The organism is Nonomuraea glycinis (assembly GCF_035920485.1).
Lineage (GTDB): Bacteria > Actinomycetota > Actinomycetes > Streptosporangiales > Streptosporangiaceae > Nonomuraea > Nonomuraea glycinis.
Genome location: NZ_CP109166.1, coordinates 1,993,771 through 2,016,546 on the forward strand (window position 1 = coordinate 1,993,771; position 22,776 = coordinate 2,016,546).

19 protein-coding genes, 4 tRNA genes and 5 pseudogenes are annotated in these 22,776 nt (G+C 66.2%); 10 read left to right on the forward strand and 18 right to left on the reverse strand.

Annotated elements, in window-relative coordinates:
* Positions 1 to 442 precede the first annotated feature (442 nt).
* Positions 443 to 730, reverse strand: a pseudogene (locus OHA68_RS09220) (IS1634 family transposase); the annotation flags it as partial.
* Between the two features lie 185 nt (positions 731 to 915).
* Between OHA68_RS09220 and OHA68_RS09225 the strand changes: the two are divergent.
* Positions 916 to 2,256 carry a replication initiator gene (locus tag OHA68_RS09225; RefSeq protein ID WP_407674490.1) on the forward strand — a complete coding sequence of 447 codons (1,341 nt, stop codon included), beginning with the start codon at positions 916 to 918 and terminating at the stop codon, positions 2,254 to 2,256.
* A complete protein-coding gene (locus OHA68_RS09230; protein ID WP_327109482.1) occupies positions 2,249 to 2,428 on the forward strand; it encodes a helix-turn-helix domain-containing protein in 180 nt (59 codons plus the stop codon). The genes OHA68_RS09225 and OHA68_RS09230 overlap by 8 nt, the downstream gene beginning before the upstream one ends.
* Positions 2,429 to 2,677: 249 nt before the next feature.
* Here the strand turns inward: OHA68_RS09230 and OHA68_RS09235 are convergent.
* Positions 2,678 to 3,100, reverse strand: a pseudogene (locus OHA68_RS09235) (AAA family ATPase); the annotation flags it as partial.
* Positions 3,101 to 3,189: 89 nt separating this feature from the next.
* On the opposite strand from OHA68_RS09235, the pseudogene OHA68_RS09240 reads away from it, so the two are divergent.
* Positions 3,190 to 3,999: pseudogene (locus OHA68_RS09240) on the forward strand (tyrosine-type recombinase/integrase); the annotation flags it as partial.
* Positions 4,000 to 4,143: 144 nt separating this feature from the next.
* A complete protein-coding gene (locus tag OHA68_RS09245) occupies positions 4,144 to 4,488 on the forward strand; it encodes a hypothetical protein (protein ID WP_327107233.1) in 345 nt (114 codons plus the stop codon).
* Positions 4,489 to 4,561: 73 nt separating this feature from the next.
* Here OHA68_RS09245 and OHA68_RS09250 read toward each other — a convergent pair.
* From OHA68_RS09250 to OHA68_RS09265, 4 genes are all read right to left on the reverse strand, one after another.
* Positions 4,562 to 4,635 (reverse strand) — tRNA-Phe (locus tag OHA68_RS09250).
* Between the two features lie 5 nt (positions 4,636 to 4,640).
* Positions 4,641 to 4,715: transfer RNA gene (locus tag OHA68_RS09255), tRNA-Asp, on the reverse strand.
* Positions 4,716 to 4,803: 88 nt separating this feature from the next.
* Positions 4,804 to 4,876, reverse strand: a tRNA-Glu gene (locus OHA68_RS09260).
* A 72-nt stretch (positions 4,877 to 4,948) separates the two neighbouring features.
* Positions 4,949 to 6,436, reverse strand: a complete 1,488-nt coding sequence (locus OHA68_RS09265; protein WP_327107234.1) for a metallophosphoesterase family protein — start codon at positions 6,434 to 6,436, stop codon at positions 4,949 to 4,951.
* Positions 6,437 to 6,478: 42 nt separating this feature from the next.
* Between OHA68_RS09265 and OHA68_RS09270 the strand changes: the two genes are divergently transcribed.
* Together OHA68_RS09270 and OHA68_RS09275 are read left to right on the forward strand one after the other, a co-directional pair.
* Complete coding sequence (locus OHA68_RS09270; RefSeq protein ID WP_327107235.1) at positions 6,479 to 6,820, forward strand: metallopeptidase family protein; 342 nt, start codon at positions 6,479 to 6,481, stop codon at positions 6,818 to 6,820.
* A gap of 109 nt (positions 6,821 to 6,929) precedes the next feature.
* The gene (locus tag OHA68_RS09275) at positions 6,930 to 8,213 is read left to right on the forward strand and encodes an MFS transporter (RefSeq protein ID WP_327107236.1); all 1,284 of its coding nucleotides are present in this window, start codon (positions 6,930 to 6,932) and stop codon (positions 8,211 to 8,213) included.
* On the opposite strand, the gene OHA68_RS09280 is transcribed toward OHA68_RS09275, so the two are convergent.
* On the reverse strand, positions 8,214 to 8,510 hold the full coding sequence (locus OHA68_RS09280) for a PspC domain-containing protein (RefSeq protein ID WP_327107237.1): 297 nt from the start codon (positions 8,508 to 8,510) through the stop codon (positions 8,214 to 8,216).
* 90 nt (positions 8,511 to 8,600) lie between these two features.
* Here OHA68_RS09280 and OHA68_RS09285 point away from each other — a divergent pair, with 90 nt between their 5' ends.
* Complete coding sequence (locus OHA68_RS09285; RefSeq protein WP_189142611.1) at positions 8,601 to 9,755, forward strand: acyl-CoA dehydrogenase family protein; 1,155 nt, start codon at positions 8,601 to 8,603, stop codon at positions 9,753 to 9,755.
* 62 nt (positions 9,756 to 9,817) lie between these two features.
* Positions 9,818 to 9,893: transfer RNA gene (locus tag OHA68_RS09290), tRNA-Lys, on the forward strand.
* A gap of 333 nt (positions 9,894 to 10,226) precedes the next feature.
* Here OHA68_RS09290 and OHA68_RS09295 read toward each other — a convergent pair.
* From OHA68_RS09295 to OHA68_RS09325, 7 genes and pseudogenes are all read right to left on the reverse strand, one after another.
* A pseudogene (locus tag OHA68_RS09295) lies at positions 10,227 to 10,766 on the reverse strand (transposase family protein); the annotation flags it as partial.
* A gap of 304 nt (positions 10,767 to 11,070) precedes the next feature.
* Positions 11,071 to 14,574, reverse strand: a complete 3,504-nt coding sequence (locus OHA68_RS09300; RefSeq protein WP_327107238.1) for a hypothetical protein — start codon at positions 14,572 to 14,574, stop codon at positions 11,071 to 11,073.
* A 175-nt stretch (positions 14,575 to 14,749) separates the two neighbouring features.
* A pseudogene (locus tag OHA68_RS09305) lies at positions 14,750 to 15,406 on the reverse strand (transposase family protein); the annotation flags it as partial.
* 487 nt (positions 15,407 to 15,893) lie between these two features.
* Positions 15,894 to 16,151, reverse strand: coding sequence for a hypothetical protein (locus OHA68_RS09310; RefSeq protein ID WP_327107239.1), 258 nt, complete (start codon positions 16,149 to 16,151; stop codon positions 15,894 to 15,896).
* Between the two features lie 886 nt (positions 16,152 to 17,037).
* A complete protein-coding gene (locus OHA68_RS09315) occupies positions 17,038 to 17,460 on the reverse strand; it encodes a DUF4267 domain-containing protein (protein ID WP_327107240.1) in 423 nt (140 codons plus the stop codon).
* A gap of 28 nt (positions 17,461 to 17,488) precedes the next feature.
* Entirely contained in the window at positions 17,489 to 17,977 is a 489-nt protein-coding gene (locus OHA68_RS09320) for a cupin domain-containing protein (protein WP_327107241.1), read from the reverse strand.
* Between the two features lie 173 nt (positions 17,978 to 18,150).
* Positions 18,151 to 19,326, reverse strand: coding sequence for an FAD-dependent monooxygenase (locus OHA68_RS09325; protein WP_327107242.1), 1,176 nt, complete (start codon positions 19,324 to 19,326; stop codon positions 18,151 to 18,153).
* A 134-nt stretch (positions 19,327 to 19,460) separates the two neighbouring features.
* Here OHA68_RS09325 and OHA68_RS09330 point away from each other — a divergent pair, with 134 nt between their 5' ends.
* Both OHA68_RS09330 and OHA68_RS09335 read left to right on the forward strand, forming a co-directional pair.
* Entirely contained in the window at positions 19,461 to 19,847 is a 387-nt protein-coding gene (locus OHA68_RS09330) for a hypothetical protein (protein ID WP_327107243.1), read from the forward strand.
* 52 nt (positions 19,848 to 19,899) lie between these two features.
* Positions 19,900 to 20,484: a hypothetical protein gene (locus OHA68_RS09335; protein ID WP_189142603.1), complete on the forward strand. Its 585-nt coding sequence runs from the start codon at positions 19,900 to 19,902 to the stop codon at positions 20,482 to 20,484.
* 37 nt (positions 20,485 to 20,521) lie between these two features.
* Here OHA68_RS09335 and OHA68_RS09340 read toward each other — a convergent pair whose 3' ends face one another.
* From OHA68_RS09340 to OHA68_RS09355, 4 genes are all read right to left on the reverse strand, one after another.
* A complete protein-coding gene (locus OHA68_RS09340; protein WP_189142602.1) occupies positions 20,522 to 21,070 on the reverse strand; it encodes a hypothetical protein in 549 nt (182 codons plus the stop codon).
* A 162-nt stretch (positions 21,071 to 21,232) separates the two neighbouring features.
* Positions 21,233 to 21,556 (reverse strand): hypothetical protein, encoded by a 324-nt coding sequence (locus OHA68_RS09345; RefSeq protein ID WP_327107244.1) that lies wholly within the window; start codon positions 21,554 to 21,556, stop codon positions 21,233 to 21,235.
* Between the two features lie 56 nt (positions 21,557 to 21,612).
* On the reverse strand, positions 21,613 to 22,161 hold the full coding sequence (locus tag OHA68_RS09350) for a hypothetical protein (protein WP_327107245.1): 549 nt from the start codon (positions 22,159 to 22,161) through the stop codon (positions 21,613 to 21,615).
* Positions 22,158 to 22,715, reverse strand: coding sequence for a MauE/DoxX family redox-associated membrane protein (locus OHA68_RS09355; protein ID WP_189142599.1), 558 nt, complete (start codon positions 22,713 to 22,715; stop codon positions 22,158 to 22,160). The genes OHA68_RS09350 and OHA68_RS09355 overlap by 4 nt, the downstream gene beginning before the upstream one ends.
* Positions 22,716 to 22,776 lie beyond the last annotated feature (61 nt).

Consider the following 22,776-nt stretch of genomic DNA (forward strand, 5'->3'; position numbering starts at 1 on the left):
CGTCGTGATGATCGCGGGGATCGTCCTTGGAGGGTTCGCGACCTCGGGCACCATCATGGCCCTTCCGTGGGGTTGCTGCTCCTTATCGCGTCCATCTGCTTGGCACGCGAATCGTTTCTTCCGCTGGTTGCGACAGGAACAACATGGCGCTGTCCGCCGGGTCTATGTCGGTCATGGTTGCCACCACCCTCGCCCGTCCGGAAGCCGCGAATCTAGCCTCTAACAAGATGGCCAGCAATCCCACAGCCGTGCCGGACGTAAGGCACGCCGCCTAACCTGACAAGACAACATGCAAGTCGGTTGGTTACGCATAGTGGATGCGCCCACGATCCCGCGTTCCGCGTAATTCAGCGGCCTGGAGGTCCGAATCTGGGGTGTGAGCTGGGCTGGCATGGGTGTGGCCGCCTGGAGGGCGTTTCTCTAGGCGGGGTGTTCGGGCTGGTCAGCGTGTGGTGGGTTTCAGGTCGATGACCTGCTTGGGGGCGGGGACGGCGAGCTGGGCGAGCAGGTCTTGCTGGGGCTTGGTCAAGGCGGTGACCTGCCGGAACAGGCCTGCGGGGCCGGTGAAGGTGCCCAGGTGGAGCCGGTCGAGCTCGCGGCGGCAGGCGGGCCAGGTGCTGCCGGTGGTGGTCTTAATGATCCGGATGAGCAGCAGGGCGAGCCAGCAGAGGATGACGTGGGCGCGGATGCGTTCTTCGTGCTCCTGCGGCGGCACCGGTCTCAGCGACAACGACACCTGCGCCGACTGCTCCGGCACCGGCATCGAAAACCACGGCGCCTGAACCGCTGTAGCGCCCCCCGCCTGGCCACACATCCGCCAAGACGTCCGCCAGGCCGGGGGCCATCCCACACCAGATGACTGGAAAGGACGGTCCCATCTTGCCCTGCCTTGCCCGCTCCCACGCCGTCGCCGGAATGATCGACCGGCTCAACGGCCCCGACTACGACCGGTGGGCCAACCAGATCAAACGCGCCGGAGGATGCCGACAGCCCATCCACCTACGCGGCAAAGTCGAGCACTACGACCAGGCCACCGGCCAACTCCTGCACCGCTACAGCACCAATCGAGAGCCGGACGGCATCCTGCGCGTCCCGTGCAAGACCCGCCGCGCCACCCGCTGCCCCGCCTGCGCCGAGACCTACCGCGCCGACACCTACCAACTCATCCGCGCCGGACTCATCGGCGGCAAGGGCGTGCCGGAGACGGTCAGCGCACACCCGTGCCTGTTCGTCACCCTGACCGCTCCCTCCTTCGGCACCGTGCACACCCGGCGGGAGAAGAACGGCAAGATCCTGCCCTGCCACGCCCGCCGCGACGCCGCCACCTGCCCGCACGGACAGGTCATGTCCTGCACCGACCAGCACAGCGCCAACGACCCGCGCCTGGGCGAACCACTGTGCCCCGCCTGCTACGACTACGAGGGCTCGGTCCTGTTCAACGCCATCAGCCCCGAACTATGGCGGCGCTTCACCGAAGCCCTCCGCCGGCGCTTCGCCAAACTCTCCGGCCTCACCCTCAAGGCCCTGCGTGAGCAAGCCGTCATCTCCTTCGCCAAGGTCGCCGAGTACCAGCGGCGCGGGGTCGTCCACTTCCATGCCGTCGTGCGCCTCGACGGCCCGGACGGCCCTACCTCGCCGCCTCCGGCCTGGGCGACGGCCGATGCCCTGGCCGATGCCGTCCAGCACGCGGCGGGTGCGGTGACAGCGGAGATCAAGCCGCTCAGCCGTACCTTCCGGTGGGGCAGCCAGCTCGACGTCCGCCGCATCACCATGGCCGGTGACCTCACCGAGCAAGCCGTCGCCGCCTACATCGCCAAGTACGCCACCAAAGCCGCCGAATGCGTCAGCACCCTGGACCGGCGCATCCAACCCCTCGACAATCTGGCCGCCCTCCCGATCAGACCGCACGCCCGACACCTGATCGCCGCATGCATGCGCCTGGGCGCCCTCGACGACCTAGCCGACCTGCGGCTCACCCAATGGGCCCACATGCTCGGATTCCGCGGCCACTTCTCCACCAAAAGCCGCCGCTACTCCACCACCCTGGGCGCCCTCCGCACCGCCCGCGAAGAACACATGAAGGAAAGCGAGATCACCACCGGCCGCCTCCCGCTCTTCGCCGAAGACACCGTCCTCGTCCTCGCCCACTGGCAGTACGCCGGACAAGGCCTCTCCGCCGGAGACCAGCTCCTCGCCGCCGCCATCACCGGCACGCAACTCCCCCACCGGACCCGTTCGGAGGCATCGCATGAATGACCTCGTGCTCACCGTCGACGAGGCCGCCCAGCGCCTCCGAATCAGCCGATGGACCCTCTACACCCTCATCCACTCCAACCAGCTCCGAACCATCAAGATCGGCCGTCGCCGCCTCGTCCCCGTCGACGCCCTGACCGACTGCATCAAGAACCTCGTGGAGGTGGCACGATGACCAAGACCACGCTCGGCACCCCCGAGGAAGAGCCCACGGGCCGCAAGCCTCGGCAGCCACGCACGTCAGGATCCGTTTCAGTGTCTCGCGGGTCTGGTCGGCGAGGCTGATCGCGGCACCGAGGCGGTTGTCCACGGTGATGTGTGCGGTCTCGGGGCTGGTGTCGGTGTTGAGGCCGCTGACGTACGTCTCCCAGTTCTTGAGCTTCCACGCATCACGAGGGGCCCCGCAGAACTCGATGTATTCGCGCATGGAGTCCGGATCGCAGCGCACCCACACCACCGCCACATCGATGCCCCTGGCCGCGCACCGGTTGGTCAGCCGCGACACCCAATCCGGGTCAACGAGTTCGGCGACGAACGGCGCGGACAAGATGGCCGAGGTGCCGACCTTGAGATTGTCGAACGCGGTCTCCATCAGGCACCGGTACTCCAGCGGCCGGACCTCGCCCAGGTACAGCTCGGTGTGCCGGTCGTGCGGGTCACCACCGAGCGAGACGAGCAGCCGCTCGACCATGGCGCGGGTCAGCGAGTCCTTGTCCAGGAACGCCCAGCCAGTGATGTCGGACAGGAACCGGGAGAACTCCGACTTGCCCGACCCGGCATAGCCGCCCACGATCGTCAGGATCGGCTTGGGGCTGCCCTGGCCGTGGCGGCGTCGCCAGGCGTCCACGACGCGGTTGAGGAGGGCGTTCTGCTCGGCGTTGGACGGGGCGCCGGAGACTTTGACGAGCGTTTGTTCAATGACCTGGGCGGCAGCACGGATTGGACGCCTCCCGCGAGCGGCCCGTCTGCTGCGCTCTCAAGGGCGCCAAGTGCTGCGAGTCGTACCTGTCCACTCGGATGGTGCAATCGATCCACGCCGTTCTACGGAATGCCGTCGAGTGTGCGGTCCGCGAGGAGATCATCCCCCGCAACGTCGCGAAGCTCGTCACGATCTCGGTGCCGTCGTACAAGGTGAACCGTGGGTTGACCACCGAACAGGCGCGGCGCGTCCTCAAGTCGTCGCGTGAGGACCGCTTTCATGCGTTGTACGTCCTGGCTCTCTGCCTCGGCCTGCGGCGTGGGGAGCTCCTCGGACTCCGCTGGGAAGATGTCGACCTTGACACGGGCGCTCTGGAGGTGGTCCAGAGTCTCCAGCGTGTCGGCGGAGAACTTCGTTTCGTGAGCCCCAAGACCGACCACTCCGAGCGCACAATCCCCCTTCCTCAGCTCTGCCTCGACGCGCTCAAGGAACACCGCAAGCGGCAGCTGGCCGAACGCTCCGACGCCTGGCCGGACTGGGAGGATCATGGGCTGGTCTTCCCCTCGCGTCGTGGCACGCCGATGGAGCCCGACAACCTCCGGCGAAGCTGGGGAGCCGTCCGCAAGGCCGCCGGCCTCGGTGAAATGCGCCTCCATGACCTACGGCACACCTGCGTGAGTCTCCTCCTGGACCTCGGCGTCCCACCGCACATCGTCCGAGAGATCGTCGGTCACAGCGACATCGAGGTCACCATGACGATCTACGCCCATGCCTCGCTCGACGAGAAACGTAAGGCCCTAGGCAAGCTAGGAGACACACTCAGCTAGGTATGTCTCCTGACCGCGGCGCCCAGGTTCACCACTGGGCGCTTCAGCTTGTTGATCAGCAAGTCAAAGCATCGCAAAGGGTGTGAGGAGCAAGGCGCACGAGAGTACACTTTCTGTAGTCATTCAGATACAGAGAGGTAAGTTATGAATCTGGACGAGGTTGCCGATTTCGTCAAGGAAGCTCGCGTCACAGTCTTCTCCACCATGGCGCTGATGCATGCGTTCGGGGAAAGCCACCCCGAGGAGGGGCCATGGAAGCGCATCAGCAAGCCTCGGATGGAGATGATCAGAAAGGCTCTAGACAAGAGAAACATCATGCTCTGGCCTTCCGAACGGCCGCATCTTGAAGTGACGCAGAACGTCTACCTTGCCGATCGCAACACTCCCGCAGGGCAAGTGTTCACCGCCATGCGGGTAGAGCCGAATCTCACCTTCGCGGAGCTGTTGGCAGAGCTGCCCATGAGACTTTCGGACGTCACAACAAGCTGACGTTGCCGTCAACCCAAGCAAAAACGCCCCGGAGCAATGATCGCTTCGGGGCTTCCTTGCTGGTCATCTACTGTGGTCAGGGGCGGGGTCGAACCGCCGACCTTCCGCTTTTCAGGCGGACGCTCGTACCAACTGAGCTACCTGACCTAGAGCGGTCCTGACGGGACTTGAACCCGCGACCTCCACCTTGACAGGGTGGCGAGCACTCCAAACTGCTCTACAGGACCTTGCTTCGTTCTGTTTGCGCTCGCTTAGCTTACCAGCTCTTCGGTGGCCTTAGACCAACCGTTTCGCGGGTGCGCTAGGCGCTCGCTGTGCCCCCAACGGGATTCGAACCCGTGTCGCCGCCTTGAAAGGGCGGTGTCCTAGGCCACTAGACGATGGGGGCTTAGGAGTTCCCGTCGCCTTCCGTCGGAGACATCTGAAGCATAGGGGACGATCGGCCCTGATGCCAAAGTGGTTAACCGGCGGGTGACGAAGGTGTGCCGCTGATCGTTCCCGATGGGGTCGGGGCGCTCAGTGGCTCTGGAGAAATCATACGACTCGGCTCGGGTTCCACGTGACGCTGGATGTAGACGGATTGTTCGCCGAGTCCGCCCAAGGTGATGTCGTCCCAGGCCTGCAGGCGTTTGGTCTCCCTGTCGAAGTACAGGACCGAGGCCTGGACGGGGGTCGGCTCCTCGTGTTCGAGGGCGCGCAGGCCGGCGCCGCCGGTGGAGCCCTGGACGAGGACGCGGGTGCCCGTGGGGAGCATGGTGGTGGAGCGGGCGTGGGCGTGGCCTGCGAGGATCATGGGGGTGGCGCCGGAGAAGCCGCGGCCGATGATGCCGTCGTGCACGGCGACCAGGTCGGCGTCCTTGACCTTCGGGCGGAAGGTACGTCCGTATTGTTCGAGGCTGGCCGGATCGGGGTTGACCGCGGTGGTTTTGTCCGGAGTGAAGCGGGGGTCACCCAAGCCGTAGATCTTCAGGCCCGCGACGGTCTGCTGCTTGTCGTCGAGGACGACGGCGTTCTTCTGCTTGGCGACGGCCTTCTCCGTGATCTTGGAGTCGTGGTTGCCGCGGACGAAGACGTACGGGACGCCGAGCGTGCCGATCTCCTCGACGAACTTGTTCTCAGGCTTGGTGCCATGGTCGGAGATGTCGCCCGTGTCCACGATCAGGTCGGCGCTGAACTGATCCTTGAGCGAACGGATGACGTTCCAGGCGATCGGGTTGATGTGGATGTCGGAGACGTGCAGGACCCGGATCGAACGGGGATCGGCGTCGTACACCGGAAGCGTCGAGACCGTGTCGTACAGCTTGGAGACGTTTGTCACGAGCTTGGTGAGCTGTGAGCGGTACGACTCGAACTTGGTGACGATCGACTCGGCGCTGCCCACCAGGGAGGGCGCGGCGGCCACCAGGCCCGAATAGCGGGGCTCGACGAGCGAGCCGGGGCGGAAGGACTGGACCGCGAACACGCCGGTGCCGGCGAGGGCGACAGAGGCGGCCAGCAGGCCCAGGAGCGCCACCTTGGGCCGCCTGAAGACCATCAGGACCGCGATCAGCGCCCCCGCGCCCGCGCACAGCAGCGAGCGGATGGCCAGCAGTCGCACGCCGCTGATCAGGTCGCTCTCGATGAGCTCCGGCAACCGGTCGGTCAGTCGCGGGTCCTCCAGGAACGCCCTGGCGCGCTCCTGGTCGATGTTCTCCAGGGTGATGCGGAGGCGGAGCGGGGCGTCGTGGGTGTCGAAGGTGAGCGTGCCGAGCGGGCTCGCGTCCACGACGGTCTCGCCCGCCAGCGCCGGCCGCAGCGACATGCCGGTCTCGACCGGCCCGACCTGCGCTTGTACGGTGCCGCTGAGGAAAATGCCCAGCCACGCGCCGATCGCGGCGACGACGAGCACCGCCGCGGCCTTGGACGCGGGCGACCGGATGACAGTCTTCAGCCTGTTCAGGAAGTTCATACAGTTTCTTGCTTACCTGACCGGCGAGGCAGAATGGCACATGTGATCGACGTTTCGCGGGAGAGGTTCGAGGAATTGGTGTCCGAGGCGCTGGACACGATCCCTGCGGAGTTGGCTCGTGAGATGCGCAACATCGTCGTCACCGTCGTCGACGATCCGCCTGAACCCAACCTGCTGGGCCTGTACACGGGCATTCCCCTCACGGAGCGCGGCGACTGGTATTCCGGAGTATTGCCCGACCGCATCGAGATCTACCGCAATCCGATCTGTCGGATGTGCAGCTCGGAAGAGCATGTGGTGGACGAGGTGCGGATCACGGTGGTTCACGAGGTAGGTCACCACTTCGGCATCGACGATGACAGGCTGCACGAGCTGGGCTGGTAACCCTTTGCATGCGGAACGCGTCTTTGAGTTGCGCCTCGCTGAGTGATCGGGCACCTTAGGTGATATACCGAACACTCTGAGTCAGGCACAGCGGAGTCCAATGGGGGCCATGCGGACGCGACGGCTGTCGGGGCGGCATCGCCGTGCCAGGGAGCGCCAAGTCACCTACGGCGAGGTCATCGCCGTCAAGGAGTTCAGGGCGCTCTGGTACGGCCAGGGTCTGTCTCTCCTCGGTGATCAGCTCGCCCAGGTCGCGCTGGCGGTGCTCGTCTACGAGCGTACGCGCTCCCCGCTCGCCACCGCCGCCGTCTACGCGCTGACCTACCTGCCGTCGATCGCGGGCGGTCCGCTGCTGGCGGGGCTGGCCGACAGGTTCGCGCGCCGGGGCGTGATGGTGGCGTGCGACCTGATTCGCGCGGCGCTGGTCGCCATCATGGCGCTGCCGTCCATCCCGTTCCCGGTGCTGTGCGGGCTGGTCTTCCTCGTGGTGCTGCTCAGCGCCCCGTTCTCGGCCGCGCGGGCGGCGCTGCTCCCGGAAGTGCTCGAAGGTGACCGCTACGTCGTCGGCTCGGCGTTGCAGAACATGACGAACCAGACCGTACAGATGATGGGGTTCGCCGCCGGCGGCGCCGTGATCGCGACCATGGGCCCCTACCGGGCGCTGGCGCTCGACGCGGCCACGTTCGTGGGATCGGCGCTGATCCTGCTCGCGGGCGTACGGCGGCGCCCCGCGGTCGCTCAGGACGGCGACAAGCCGTCCATGTGGAAGATGACCGCGGCCGGGGCCCGCCTGGTCTTCGGCGACAAGAAGCTGCGCACGCTGGTGCTCTTCGCCTGGCTGTGCGGCTTCTACATCCTGCCTGAGGGCATCGCGGTCCCCTACGCCGTCGAGCTGTACACCGGGGTGCTGCCGATCCCGGTGATCACCGGGCTGCTGATGGCGGCGATGCCGACGGGGACGGTGCTGGGGGCGTTCTTGTTCAGCAGGTTCGTCTCGCCGCCGGGGAGGCTGCGGCTGATGGGCTGGATGGCCATGCTGAGCTGCGCTCCCCTGGTCGTGACAGCGATACGGCCGCCGCTGGAGGTGGTTCTGGCGGCCTGGGTCCTGTCGGGCATCGGCGGCGCCTATCAGCTCGCCGCGAACGCGGCGTTCGTCCAGCGCGTCCCCAGCGAGCAGCGGGGCCAGGCCTTCGGCCTGGTTCACTCAGGGCTGATGGCGGTGCAGGGCATCGGCATCCTGGCGGGCGGCTACGCCGCGGAACGACTCGGTCCTGAGCCGGTGGTCGCGCTGGCCGGTGGCGCCGGCCTCATGGCCGCGGCCGTGCTGGCCCTGCTCTGGACCGAGTCCCGCAGCGACACGCCCTCTCGGATGCGTCCCCGGGCCGCCGCCTGATCACGGCTGCGGCTTGTGCTCGTCACCGCCCCACGGGCTGCTACTGCCCTGGCTCTTCTGCTGCTGCTTCTCGACCAGGTCCTGGACGATGGAGGTGTCCTTGCCCTCCTCCGGCATCAGCAGCCAGGCGATGGCGTACACGCCGACGCCGAGCCCGCCGAACAGCGTCGTGATGCCCAGCCCGATACGGATGAGGTTCGCGTCGATCCCGACGTACTCCCCGACCCCCGAGCACACGCCCGCGATGATCCTGCCCTTACGAGTCCGACGCAGCTGCTTGCTGTTGTATTCGTTCATGTCTCAAGACTGCCCTGCGCCCCGGCATTCGCACATCAGGATTGCCCCTGGTAGAACCCTGGTAGCGCCCTACGTGAGGAGAGGACCGTCATGGACGATCTGCTGCGCCTGGACGAGCGGCTCAACGGCGACCAGCGGCTGATCCGCGACACCGTCAAGTCCTTCGTCGCCGACCGCGTCCTGCCGCACGTCGGCGACTGGTTCGAGGAGGGCACCTTCCCCGCGCGCGAGCTCGCGCCGCAGCTCGGCGCGCTCGGCCTGCTCGGCATGCACCTCGAAGGCTTCGGCTGCGCCGGCACGGACGCGACCTCGTACGGCGTGGCCTGCCGCGAACTGGAGGCCGGCGACTCCGGACTGCGCTCGTTCGTGTCCGTACAGGGCTCGCTGGCGATGTTCCCGATCTGGCGTTACGGCTCTGACGAGCAGAAACAGCAGTGGCTGCCGCCGATGGCCGCCGGCGAGGCGATCGGCTGCTTCGGCCTGACCGAGCCCGACCACGGCTCCGACCCCGCCAACATGCGGACGTACGCCAAGCGCGACGGCTCCGACTGGGTGCTGAACGGATCCAAGATGTGGATCACGAACGGGTCCATCGCCGACGTGGCCGTGGTGTGGGCCCAGACGGATGATGGCATCCGCGGCTTCGTGGTCCCCACGGACACCCCAGGATTCACCGCCCCTGAGATCCACAAGAAGATGTCCCTTAGGGCATCCATCACCTCCTCCCTGTACTTCGACGACGTCCGGCTGCCCGAATCCGCCGCCCTTCCCGGCGTACGCGGGCTGAAGGGCCCGCTGTCGTGCCTGTCCGAGGCACGGTTCGGGATCCTCTGGGGAGTGGTGGGGGCCGCCCGCGCCTGCCTGGAGGCAGCGGTGGAGTACGCGCAGACGCGCGTGCAGTTCGGCAAGCCGATCGGGGCGTTCCAGCTCACCCAGGAGAAGCTGGCCTGGATGTACGTGGGCGCGGCCCAGGCCGGGCTCACCGCGCTGCACCTGGGGGCGCTCAAGGACGCCGGGGAGCTCGAACCCCGCCAGGTCAGTTTCGGCAAGCTGGCCAACGTACGGGCGGCGCTCGACATCGCGCGCCAGGCCCGGTCGATACTCGGGGGCAACGGGATCACGCTGGAGTATCCTGTGATCAGGCACATGAACAACCTGGAGTCCGTGCTGACGTACGAAGGCACACAGGAGATCCACACGCTGGTGCTGGGCGAGGCACTGACCGGACTGGCCGCATATCGGTGATGGGGCGGGTGGGAAGGGTGTCGCGGGCGGGGCGGTAATCTCTGTACGCTTGCTTGTTGCGAGGGGCGTTAGCTCAATTGGCAGAGCTGCGGACTTTTAATCCGTAGGTTCCGGGTTCGAGCCCCGGGCGCCCTACCACCTCCACCTGCGAGTTCATCCACCCCTTGATCAAAGAATCAAGAGATGGGTCATAGCTGGGTCACGTCTGGGACAAACCAACACCACGAGGCCTTTCCGGCGAAGCGCTCAGCGTGGCGGCCGGTTCATGGGATGACGCCGAAGCTGGATCGTCCGCTTCCGCAGTCGGCGACCTGTTCTTCGCGCTGTGGTGAGGGCCAGGCGTGCCGTTGCCTCAGCCGCCTCGTGATGGAGTTCGGGCAGGACCGAGGTGTAGGTATCCGAGGTCAGCACGATGCTGGCGTGCCCGAGTTGCCCCTGGACTGTACGCAGGTCCACGTGCGGGTGCTGCACGCCCGCGCCGGAGACGACGACGCCCGCCAGCGTTTCGGCGGTCAGCGCCTCGATCAGGCCGGTGGCGCGGGCCGCGGTCAGGTCGTGCGTGGCACCGGGCAGCGCGGGTAAGGCCCAGATGAGCCGGCCGGCGGGATCGGCGAGGACCTGCACGTTCATGCCGTGGCGGCGGTGTTTACCGGAGTAGTAGGGCCGTTCGTCGGCCAGCCGGTCGATCGGGATCAGGGTGCCGTCCAGGATGGCGTAGGCCAACCGGCCAGCGCGTAAGACGGCGGCGTGGACGTCGTCGGCGAGCGTGGCGAGCAGATCGGCTGTCTCGCAAACGTAGCGCCAGGCGGTGCTGGTGCCGATGGGGAAGCCGGCGGCCAGACGGGCGTAGGTGTCGCCGTTGCGCAGGTGGGCGAGTACGAGCAGGGCTTGCCGGGATGGGTCCAGTCGTCGCCACCGGCAGCGGCGCTCGGCACGCCGGGCGCGGATTAGCTCGGCCAGGCGGGTCAGGGTGTGATTGGACAGCGGAATCGAGGCACGATAAGACAGCAACGAGGCTCTCCGGTAGAGGCATCGGATCTTGGTCGACTGCTGTCTTACCGGGAGCCTATTCTCATGCCAACCCGTCCCGGCGCCGCCCCTGGCTGACCAGCGCGATCAAGTTGGAAAAGCCTCGCTCCGGTGAAGCAGGAGCTTGGAGGCGAGGTGCAGGTGACGTACTCGTTCGAGGGTGTCGACCTGGAGGCGCTGCAATAAGACGGAAGCCCTTAAAGAAAAGGGATCGCCATGCGATCACGCCCTCGCCGAGATGGATGGTGTTCTTGGCGGCAAGTGCGCCAAGGTCCGCGGCCAGGGCTTACTCAAGGATTAGCCGGTGAGCGCCAGAGCGGCAGGACGCCCAGTATCCGCGGCTTACGTAAAACGCCTCACCGTAAACCTCTTCTCCCCGCCGGAGGGCATCCCAAATGTGGCTCGGAGGGTTGACCCAGAACTGGCCGCCGCTCCAACTGCCCGCGGTGATTGTTTCCTCCGGATGGCCAGCCGACCAGAACACCATGTTCACGTCGCCTGTGGTTACTATCTGATCGACTCCGTATGCGGTGGCGATGACCGTCCCAGTCACTCCATCAGATGTTGCGCGCAAATCCTCGATTCTGGTGACGAACCCAGCCGTGACGATGAGTCGTGCTCCCCACCATTGGTGTGCGACCGCGCAGTCATCTCCTGGACCAACCACGCTCGTTGTTAGGCTGGCGACGTTGCTGAGTCCTTCACCTTCGCTTATAGAGAACGCATCCATGAACGCCGCGTCATGAATCGGGTCGCCAGCCAGCGACTCGTACATGAACTCGGTCCTGTGAGTTTCGCCCGGCTCCAGATGTAGCCAAGCATTACCAATGTAGGTGCGGAAGAAAGCGCTGCTCTGGTTCGCCACCGTGCGGTAGATCGCTGGGTCGGCCAGGGAGTTGGTGATGTCGACCCCTGTGCGGCGGCGGGAGGAGGGTGAGCCGATGAAGCTGAATACCCGGTCGAAGTTGGATTGCGCCCAGTTGTCATGGACAACGATCTCGCTGTGAGCGGGGTCAGTCGGATCGACGTACGCCGTGACGTCGGCCCTGACGCAAAAGTGCCACGCTGGGACGCCACCAACCGTCGTCGGCACGTTCCACGAAACGGGGAACACCACCCTGCCATTGGCAGGGATATCTTGTGGAGCGGGCGGGGGGAGCTGGACCCAGGCGCCGGGACTGGTGGTGAAGGGCAACCAAGCGACGCGAATCTGAACCTTGTTCGCCGCAAGGTTGCCGAGATTGTGTACGGTCACTTCGATGGTGTGATTTCGCCCTCCGGTGAGAAAGTTTCGGCCCATAGGTCCGGTCACATTGATGTCCGGGCTCTTCCAGTTGCCGTTGCGGCCGGGAGCTGGCGCGATGTGGAGTTGTGGCCGTTCAGCGGAAATGTAGTGAACGGTGACCTGTGTCGTGTTGCCGGTGGGGGTGTTGTCGAGGACCAGTCTGAAGTCGTGCGCGCTGCCATTGGAGGGGACGTCGCTGGTGTCGGTTTCCTCGTAGTCCTCTCCGGCGGCGATGAGGATCGGGCCCTCGGTGTCGGCGTCCTTCGGCAGCAGCATGATGTGCGGGCGCCACGGTGTGGCCGCGGGATCAAAGTCGACGTCGCATCCCAGCACGAGCCGGGTCGCGCCTCGTTCGGATTCTTCCAGTTTCTGATCGCCCATCTGCCCTGCTTGTTCGGCTCGGTACTCGAAGTAGTAATCGCGACTGCCACGAATCGGCACTTCGATTCCAGCGCAGTGGTTACCCCCCGGCGGGACCCAGTCTGCGGACAGTGACGCGAGGGCGTGGAGGTTGACCGTGCCGCCGACAGGGGCGAGGCCAAAGTTGAAAGTCTTGATCCAGGCGGGGTTAATCCAGCCCAAGCGCCTTCGGTGGGCCAGCGAGAGATGGGGCCATTGCTTGATGTTCTGGCCCATCATGTCGAAGTCGTTCATGAGCCGGTCCATGACGACCTCTGCAGGATACCCCTTGTCGTATGTGTCTCGTAGTCCGAGGGTGTGGCCGAGCTCATGCGTAAGAGTCGCCTCGAACTTCCATGGGTTGTGAGACGGGGAGCCCGGATCTCCAGCGGGCCGCCTCACGGGCATTATGACAGCCGGCACCGGATGGCTAGTTGTCGAGAATTCATCTTTCCACCAGACCTGAGGTGGCTGGTCCATTTCTGCTTGTCCCCACGCGAATCTGGCGGGGGCGATAGTTGTAGGCGTCGTTGTGGGGTCAGCCGTAGGGAAGACGAATACGAGAGCATCTATCGACCGCAAGATGTTCGTAGCCCAACTGGGATCGCCGTGATCCTCGATTGCTTGCCGTCGCATCTCAGTGGAGAAGGCGTTGGCGCACTCCTGCATGGTGTGTGGCTCTCGCATCCAGCCGCCCCACGGACCTTTCCGGGGCACGAAGTAATGCCCCCACCCGCCGAGAAGATTGATGGGGCCGAACACTTGATTGCCAACCAGCGACACTGTGGTTTTGCCGAAAGACACTTCCTCGTAGTACCGACGTGCCGAGTCTCCCCCGCCAAGAAGAAAGTTGGTGCAATCGGTTCTCGCGCTCTGGGCGTCAGCGGTTGTATAGCGTTGGAGGTCGGTATCCACGAGAACCATTGCGACCCGCCAGTCGCTCCGTACCGGCGGGATGGGGGCGCCGTCGTGCGAGCCGTCACCCCAGGCCCGGGAGACGACCACCGGCGCCTCTCCGGTCACCACGACCGCCGGGCCGCGCTTGTCGTCTGGCCAATGGCTGGTGACCCGGAAGCGGCGGCGGGCCAGTTCCTGTCCGTCAGTCATACGGCGGGCGACGAGGTGGTATTCGCCAGGCATATGTCCAGCTCCCACCACGATCGGTGAGCGCCCGTCGGGCTCGGGTGGCTCGATGCCGGCCGAGACGAATCCGGCGTCGATACCCTCTTCGACGGCGAATTCAACCTCTTCCAGCTTGAGGCCCTGCCCGTCAAGATCGGCTGTAGCTCGGATGTATCCTCCGACGAAGACCGGGCCGATCGGTATTGACATCTCCATCGGGCCCAGTTGCAGCCCCCATTCATGAGCAACGATTTCAGTGTCCGTCACCAGGAGTACCAGTGAACCCCACCGCGCCAAGCCATAAACGGGACTGCCCAAATCCGGCCCTGGTTCCTCGGCATTAGCATCCAACCTGACCAGCGTGACCGTCCCGCTGGGCTCGGCAGCCACGAATACGCCATCCGTTCCCGCTGGCGCTGTGGTGATCGCGACTGCTTCGTCCAGCGGCGCCCCTCCGCGTTCAGTGAGCAGGCCACTGTCCAGATTCAGCATCTGCAGCCGTGCACCCTCAGGTTTGTGGTCAACCACGACAGCTCGTCGCCGCTGCTCATCGACCACTACGGCACTTGGCTTCGTCAGCCCGCTCGTCAGCGTCGTAATAGATCCGTTGGTCAAGTCGATGGTGACGGCCATACCGTCCCCCACTGCCAGCACCCCCGCCGCATCCGGCATCTGCGCCGCGGCTGTGATCGTTCGCCCAAGGTCTGCCACGACCCGCGCGTCCTGGCGGCTGGCGGCCGTACGTGCTGCCAACAGAATCGTGCCGGAGCTTTCGACAACCGCGACGTTGAGGCCGTCCCTCTGCGGCAACACAGCTACGGGGTTTTGGTAGCCTCCGCCGAGTACTTTTGCCGCCTGGTCGTACAGCCGGAAGGTGACCACGTCGCCCGTCTCGGTCGCCAGCCAAATCGTGTTGCCCAGTTCATCGAATGCCGCTGTGCCACGCTGCACGCGATGCCCGATCGAAAATGACTGCTGGCTCATGGTCGCTCCTGCGTTCTGCTCGGCGAGTCGGCACCTTTCCGATCGCACGCTCAGGTGGTGCCCGACGCCGAGAAAGGGCAGGCTCAACCGTTTTCCAGGTTCTGGTTATCTCTGCGAGCAGATGAATCAGGAACTTGCGTCGTAACCTGCCAGTATGACCATGAATGAGCCCTTTTCATCCTGAGTAGCGGTCTTCTTCGATGAACTGCAGGACGAGGATGGCCTGCACAATTGTGGTGGCGCGGTGCGGGCAGCAGCGCAGCCGGGTCAGGATCTTCCAGGTCTTCAAGGTGGCCACGGCGCGTTCCCCGCAGGCGCGGATGCGGGCATGGGCGCGGTTGACCGAGCGCTGATGGCGCGACAGTGGCGGCCGCAGCCGATGGCCTTTGAACGGCGTGCGGATGCTGCCGCCCGCGCCCTGATATCCCTTGTCGGCGAAGGTCTTCACGCCTGCGGCGGTCAGCGCCTCGATCAGGCCGGTGGCGCGGGCCGCGGTCAGGTCGTGCGTGGCACCGGGCAGCGCGGGTAAGGCCCAGATGAGCCGGCCGGCGGGATCGGCGAGGACCTGCACGTTCATGCCGTGGCGGCGGTGTTTACCGGAGTAGTAGGGCCGTTCGTCGGCCAGCCGGTCGATCGGGATCAGGGTGCCGTCCAGGATGGCGTAGGCCAACCGGCCAGCGCGTAAGACGGCGGCGTGGACGTCGTCGGCGAGCGTGGCGAGCAGATCGGCTGTCTCGCAAACGTAGCGCCAGGCGGTGCTGGTGCCGATGTGGAAGCCGGCGGCCAGACGGGCGTAGGTGTCGCCGTTGCGCAGGTGGGCGAGTACGCGTAACCGAGTTGGCGGTTCAACATGGTGCACTCGGCGGTGATGACGTCATTGGTGATGTCGATGCCGAAGTCGGTCAGCCACTGCCGGTAGGAGCCGAGGAACGGTTCGGCTTCGGGGTCGGGAGCGATCGGCGCATTCAAATTGATGGCTTGCGCCTGGCGGTGGACACGGCTGCCCAGCCGCATCCGTCGTTCCCACTCCTGCCGGTAGGCGGCCTTGGCCTGCTGGACGAACTGGGCCAGCTCGTCGGGGTCGGCGGCGGCGCGTAGCGCGGCGGGGAGGTGATCGGCGAACCACTCGGCGGTGTGCTTGGCGGCAGCCGGTGCGAGCGCCTCTTTCGCCATCGTGCTGAGCGCGTTGGCGACCGAGACCAGCAGTGTTCCGATGGCCGGGTCACTGTAGTAGCGGCCGTTGGGGGTGGCAACGGCGTGCTGCGGGTCGTCGGGGTCCTGGTCATACTCGACCTTGGGCTCGTTGCCGTTCATCGCGCTCAGTGCTGAGGCGGGGCCGGGAGCGGCTTCGCCGGTGCTCCGGGGTGGAGCGGCTGCCCGTCGACAAGGACACGCAACCGGTCGGCGGCGTCCTCGTCGCGGGTGAACAGCTCGACGAGGATGCCGCCGTCCATGGCTTGGTGGATGTAGCCGACCATCTGGTCGGCGTGCACCCGGGCGATGGGCCAGCCGTGGCGGTCTTCGAGCATCTCGGCGCCGATGGCCTCGACGTCGACGATGCTGCGGCCGGTCTCCACGATGATCTGCTCGATGGCCTGGAAGGTGTCGCTGTTCCATGCGCCGTGATCGGCCAGGAGCCGGTGGTGGATGGCCTCGATCGCCGCTGAGCGGGCTGGCCCATGCCAAGGTCGGCGATCCGGCCGAGACGATTCAGACGGTGGCCCCCTCCCATCGCCAGCTGCGACGGGCGCAGTCGCATCAGGGCGCCATCGACCTGCACGATGGCGGAAGGCAGCGGCCAGCGGGTGTGCCATCCGCGCCGTCGCGCCGGTCGACGAACGGCCTGTGGATTGACAGCTCCCCGCGCACGCGCGGGTGGTCCCGCGTCAACCGGCAATCTGACCCATGCGGCGTCGTGATCCCCGTGCATGCGGGGATAGTCCCATCCCGGTGTCCGAACGTGGCCGCATTGCGGCATGCTCCCCACTGCGATCATCAGCACGTCAGCTCGCAAACAAGCACAAAGTGGGAATGGTCAAGAGACGCCAGCCGCCCCATGGTTGCTCGTCGGCATCTGATACGACATACCCCTGGCTAGCATTCTTGGACATTTCGAGGGCGGACAATGTGTGGCACCATGGCACTTTGCGGCCCGGTCCGATAGTGGGCGGTATTTAGAACTGCGGCTTTTAATCCGTAGGTTCCGGGTTCGAGCCCCGGGCGCCCTACCACTCTTTACCTCGAATCCTGCTTCTGAGCTGGGCTTTCTTACCGGTACGGTCTGTGCCCCGTAGGCAGGTGAACGCCGCCGAAAGCAGGCGTGTGCCAGTCGTCGCGGAATGGACCTTGAGACATTTTCGCAGGTCGGCTGCGGAATTCGGCGACGTTCCGGGCGGATTCCGGAGTTCGCGACGTCACGCGATCAGCGCCGACGTCAGGAATCCCGCGCTGTTGGGCTGGCTGTCAGGCGACGGCTTGCGGTGACCGGGTACGGGAACCGCCGAGCAGGAGGCCACCGGCGAGGATGACCGCCGCGGCGGTGGCGCCGTGCACGCCGAAGGCGGTCGCGGGGTCTCCGCCGGAGAGCAGCACGATGAGCATGTCGCCGATTGGTGTGAGCGCCGCAGCCAGCGTCACCCACCCCAGAATCCGGCGGTTGCCTGTCGCCAGGACCACGAGAATCACCAGGCCGGACGCCAGATCCCGGACCCCCTTGACGGCAAGGAATCCCGCGCCCTCGCCATGCGGCCAGCTCGGCAGGCCGAAGTTGGGCGCCATGGACTGGGGGGCCACCAGATACATCACCCCGACATAGCCGATGAACAGGGCGCCGATGGAGGCGAGAACAGCACCGATCGTCGCAGGCGATGACAGTTTCGCGGACATCAAGAAATCTCCTTCAATGCTGATGGGGTCAAAGTGCCTGGCGGTCGCGGGTCCAGGCGGGGCTGTCGAGGAAGTGGTTGTCGTACACGTCCTGGGAGGCCAGCAGTTCCTCGAGCGTGGCCTCGCCTTTGCGTAGGCGGTCGAGCAGGCGGAAGTACTCGAAGCGCTGGATGCCAGGGGCGACAATGACGAGAAGGTCGGCTGTGTAGCCGGGGGCCGCGGCGAAGGCATGGGGCGTCAACGGGGGCACGGACGCCACGTCGCCCGCCTCCAAGGTCACGATCTCCTCGCCTGCCAGGACGCGCGCCCTGCCGTCCAGGATGTAGAACAGCTCGGTCGAGGTGGCGTGGTGGTGGGGCACGGCGCCGTCGGCACCGTCCGCGAGCGTCATCCTGATGGTGCTCAGCGCGCCGCCGGTGTCACTGGAGTCGAGCAGCAGTCGTCCGGTGGCGGTGGGCGAGATGATGGTCTCGGCGTCGATCTCGTGGACGACTGCCGTTTCTACGATCATTGACATGTCAGGCTCCCTTCGAGCGCAGAGGACACGAGCCGTTCTGCGTAGGCTCGGTCGACCGGCGCTCCTGCGATCAGTACTCGGTGGTAGGCAGTAGAGGGCACCGGCTGGCTGGTCGAACAGCGCTTCGGCACCCACATCGGCGCGCAGCCCGCCGCGCTCGCGCGCCTGTTCGATCAGGGCGAGCAGGCGGGCAGGTCGATGGCGGTGGCGGCGCGGTGGATGGGCGCGACGACCTTGGCCATGATCCGGTCCTTGCCGGGCAGCAGGCCGACCAGGCGCAGCATCAGCATCGACAGGCGCACCTGGGAACGGCTCGACAGGACCATCCGCTTGATGTTGGCGGTGCCCAGGGCCTGGTTGGCCTCGACGAAGGAGCGCATCCGCGCCTCGTACGCGGGGAAGGCAATGGTGTGGTCGCCACCAGCCCGTTTGAGCTCGGCCGCCAGCACGTACGCGCCGACCAGCGCGAGGCTGGTGCCTTGGCCGGAGGCGGGCGAGGCGCAGTAGGCCGCGTCGCCGACCAGCGCGACGGGGCCGGCGTGCCAGGTGTCCATGCGCACCTGGCTCATGGAGTCGAAGTAGAAGTCGGGCGCGCCGGTCATGGCCTCCAGCAGGCGCGGCACCTCCCAGCCTGATCCGCGATAGGCCTCGGCCAGAGCCTGCTGCTGCTCGGCGCGGTCGCCTGTCTTGCGGGCGGCGGCCCACAGGAACATGGCCTTCGCGCCGGTGTCCTGGCGGGTGCTGTAGAGCAGCGCCGTACGGCCGGGGCCGACGTAGGTAAGCTCCTCGCGGTCGAGCCCGAGGTGGTTGGGCACGCTGAAGATCGAGACGTTGTAGCCCATGTCGTGGACGAAGCGCTCCTCGGGCCCGAAGACCAGGGCGCGGGTGTTGGAGTGCAGTCCGTCGGCGCCGATGACGAGGTCGAAGTCGCGGACGAGCCCGCCGGCGAAGGTGACCCGGGTGCCGTCGATGGCGGCGATGGAGTCGCCGAAGATGTATTCGACGCCGTCAGTCGCCTCGTGGAGGAGCCGGGCGAGGTCGCCGCGGTGCAGTTCGGCGTCCTGGTGGACGCGGCCGCCGAAGCTGTCGCCGTGCATGCTGGCCACCTGGCGGCCCTCGCCGTCGACAACCGAGCCGGTGCGGACGTCGGTGCGGAGGGCACGGATCTTCTCCAGCAGGCCCATCCTCTCGACGACGTCGAGGGCGGCGCCCCGGATGTCGACCTTGTAGCCACCTTCGCGGACATCGGTGGCGCGCTCGACGACGGTCGGGGTGAAGCCGTGCTCGCGAAGCCAGTAGGCCAGGGTCGTGCCCGCCATGCTGGCGCCGGAGATCAGGACGTTCTTCATGCCCGAATAGTACATACGTGTCAGACATACGTGCAAGACGGATGTGTGAGATGGCGTCATGGGAAATCGAGAGGATCCTCTGCAAGGCGCGAAGCTCTGCCTCTACGAGAAGGGCTACTTCCACACGACCGCACGTGACATCGCCACCGCGGCCGGGGTCAGCCTGGCGGCGATCGGCTACCCCTACAGCGCTGGACCTGGTCGCCGCCGTGCTCGACGCCATGGCCGGCATCATCGGACACGACCGTGTCCTCGCCCGGCGGAGGCACACGGTGACCATGGCCAACGCCGATCTCCGTGAACGTGAGTTGATCAAACTTGAACGGATGACGGCCGCGGTCACCGGCGAGCTACGACGGCGCGGTATCGGCGACGCGGAGGCCAGTCTGGCCGCCGAGACCGGCTCCGCGGTGTACCGGGTGGCCTTCCAACGATGGGTGAACGCCGCCGACGACCTCGACCTCCGCGACCCCATCAGCCAGTCGTTCGCCATGCTGCGCGCCTTGATCGCCGCGCACTGACCCCAAGCCAGGGACCCTAGGCAGCCGACGATCATCCATGTACAACTGAATCATGATCCGTAAAGCGGCGGTGCGCGCCCTGCTCGCGATCGTGGCGACGCTCCCGCTGGGCGCGTGCGGGGCCACCCCGGCGCAGATGGGAGGCGGTGCGGCAGTGCGCGAACAGGAAGGCCAAGGTAGCTTGGCCGACCCCCGGGTGCTCACCTGCGCCAACCGTAATGGCTTCGTCGAGGAGGACGAGAACACTCTGCTCGCCTCGATCAGTCCCGAGGACTTCGTGGAGGGGCCGCTGGTCATCCCCGGCCTGCTCGCCTGGGGGACGGCCCGACCGGAAGAGTACGGCTCCGGCAACCACTTCAAGGTCGGCGCCGTGGTACGCAAGGGCGGCAAGGTCACCCTGTCGATTCCCGAGGAGTTCCACGAGAGCGCCGGCCTGCTCTACGCCGAGGCGGCCAGGACGGCGACGGACCCGGCGGGCGCGGACCACTCGGTGACGTTCGTGGCCTGCGACGATCACGACACGCTGTTCGTGGGCGGGTTTCACGTGCTGGCGCCCAGGTGTGTGCCGTTCGACATCGCGGTCCCCGGCCGGCCCGTGGTCCGTAAGAAGATCTCGTTCTTCGACGGTAAGTGCTGAGAGCGACGGTGGGCGGGCGCGGGCCCGCCCACCGCGCTCAACCGAGGAACACCGTCGCCAGCACGCCGGCGAAGGTGAGGGACAGCAGGAAGAACGCGTAGGTCCGAACCGCTTTCTCCCTGTCCATGAGCCACTCCATCAGCCACGTCGGCTCGGCCTTCGTGTCCTGGTCCTTCGACCCCGGCACGATGGCCACCATCACGATCGACGGAAGCGTGAAGCCGAGCGCGTAACACAGGCCGGCCCACCAAGGCACCAACCCGAAGAGCGTTACGCCGAGTGCCGCCCACGTCAGCGACGTGACGCGGAAGGTGGTCAGGACGAGCCCGGTGTCGAGTCCCCAGAGGAACGCGCCTCTGGCAGGGCCGAACCGGCTGAAGTGATCGCGCGGGGTCTGCCGCCGCAACATGGGCGTACGGAGGCCGAACCTACCGGAATCGATGGCCATGCAGGCGAGCAGCACGATACAGGCGGCGATCCTGGGGCCTGTTCCGTGCAGTCCACTGCCGATGAGATGGAACAGCCCGTACGTGAGGACGGCGGAGATCGTGAAGCCGATCGCCAGACCGAGGATGGGCCGATACATGGCCTTCTCCCCAGCAGCTCTCCCCTGAACCAGGGGGCGGAGATATCCGACGAAAGAAAGGCCTCAAAAACTGAAAAGCTGCGCGAAGCCCGCACTCATGATGAGCAGGAGCAGCGCGATTGTCACCCACGTGTCAAGGGGCAAGGGATCTCCTGAGTACGATTAACAGCTGTTGGCTCTGACCGTCCATCCGGCCGAACAGACGAACGGTCCGGTGCTGCAGTTGGAGCCCTTCGTGCATTCGCCGCAGGCGTACAGGCGCGAGCCGGTGCAGCAGTTCCACACCTTCATGCTGTAACCCGACGGGCACACATACTGCCCTTGGCTGTTGGTGTTGCAGAACTTGTTCGGCAGAGCCAGGTTGCAGCATCTCCAGTTGGCCGCCGAGGCGGACTTGGACATCGCGGCCACGCCGGCGACTGCGCCGACGGCCGTGACACCGACCTTGCCCATCCAGCCGATGAAGCCACGGCGGTTGGATCTCATGCCGGAGGTTTTCTCCATGTGGTGCCTTTCTCGTGTGTGCGTGGACGGGATCGGCGCTAGACGGACGGCTTACGGGCCAGGGAGTACTGGTAGGGGACGGGAGTGGCCGCGTACATCTGCCTGACCGACGGCACCGTGTGGGCCCGTGTCAGCTTTCCCTCGGCGATGTGGAGGGCGACGGGTGTCAGATCCAGCCCGAGGCTGCCGACGATGTGCTCCTCGTCGTCGAGGATGACGCGCTCGCCGTGCAGTCCGAACTCGTTGATGAACTCGTTGCCGTCCCCTCGCACCGGGACGACCACGACCCACATCGAAAGGGGCACCGCGCCACCGCGCAGCGCCGATACCAAGGTGCGGCAGGTCTCACACTTGTCGGAGACGAACAGCACCATGGCCTGTTCAGCGTGATCGAGGACGGGGGGCAGGCCGAACCGGCTGGGGCTGGCCCCTTCCAGCGTGCCCAGCTCCACCGTGGTGGGCTTGTCCTCGATATCGAGATAGCTGCGGATCTGCCTGACCTGTTCGAAGAGCTCTACCTGGGCGCCGATCTGGATGAACACCACCACGGCCAGCAGGCAGACCACCACAAGCAGCACCGTCGTCATGCGGCGGGCACCTCCGCGTCCTCTTGTGTCGGGTTCGGAACGACCATGCGGTCGCTCCGCAGCACTCGCCAGAGCCTGACCTCGGCGAGGAGTTTCCAGGCGACGAGCGCCAGCAGGAGGGCGGCCAGCCCGGCCAGCCCTTCGTCGACGCTCCACGACGGCGGCGCGAACTCAGCCGCCGCCGCCAGGCCCAGCCAGAGCGGCAGGTAGAGCACCTGCCGCCAGCCCAGTGCGGCACCGCCGCCGCCGAAGCAGCCGCACTTGATCTTCTCTTCCGCTCCCAGCGCGAGGATTCCGGCGCCGGCGAACGACAGGGCCAGAAGCGCGACGAGCGCCCTCGGCCAGGTCGCCGACGGCATGATCGTCATCGCGGTGACGGCCAGGAGTTCCGCGCCGATCACGATCAGGGCCACCGGTCGGGCGATGGCGCTGAAGCCCAGCTTGGAGATGGTCTGCGTGAGGGCACGATTAGTGAGGACCTTCGACAGGGCCGCGACCAGGAAGATGGCGATGAGCGCACCTTGCCCGACGACGCCTGCGACGCTACTCGTCATGATCGGAAACTACGTAAATGTCCGAAACTCAGCAATAGGTAGGGAACTTTTTTCTTTCCAG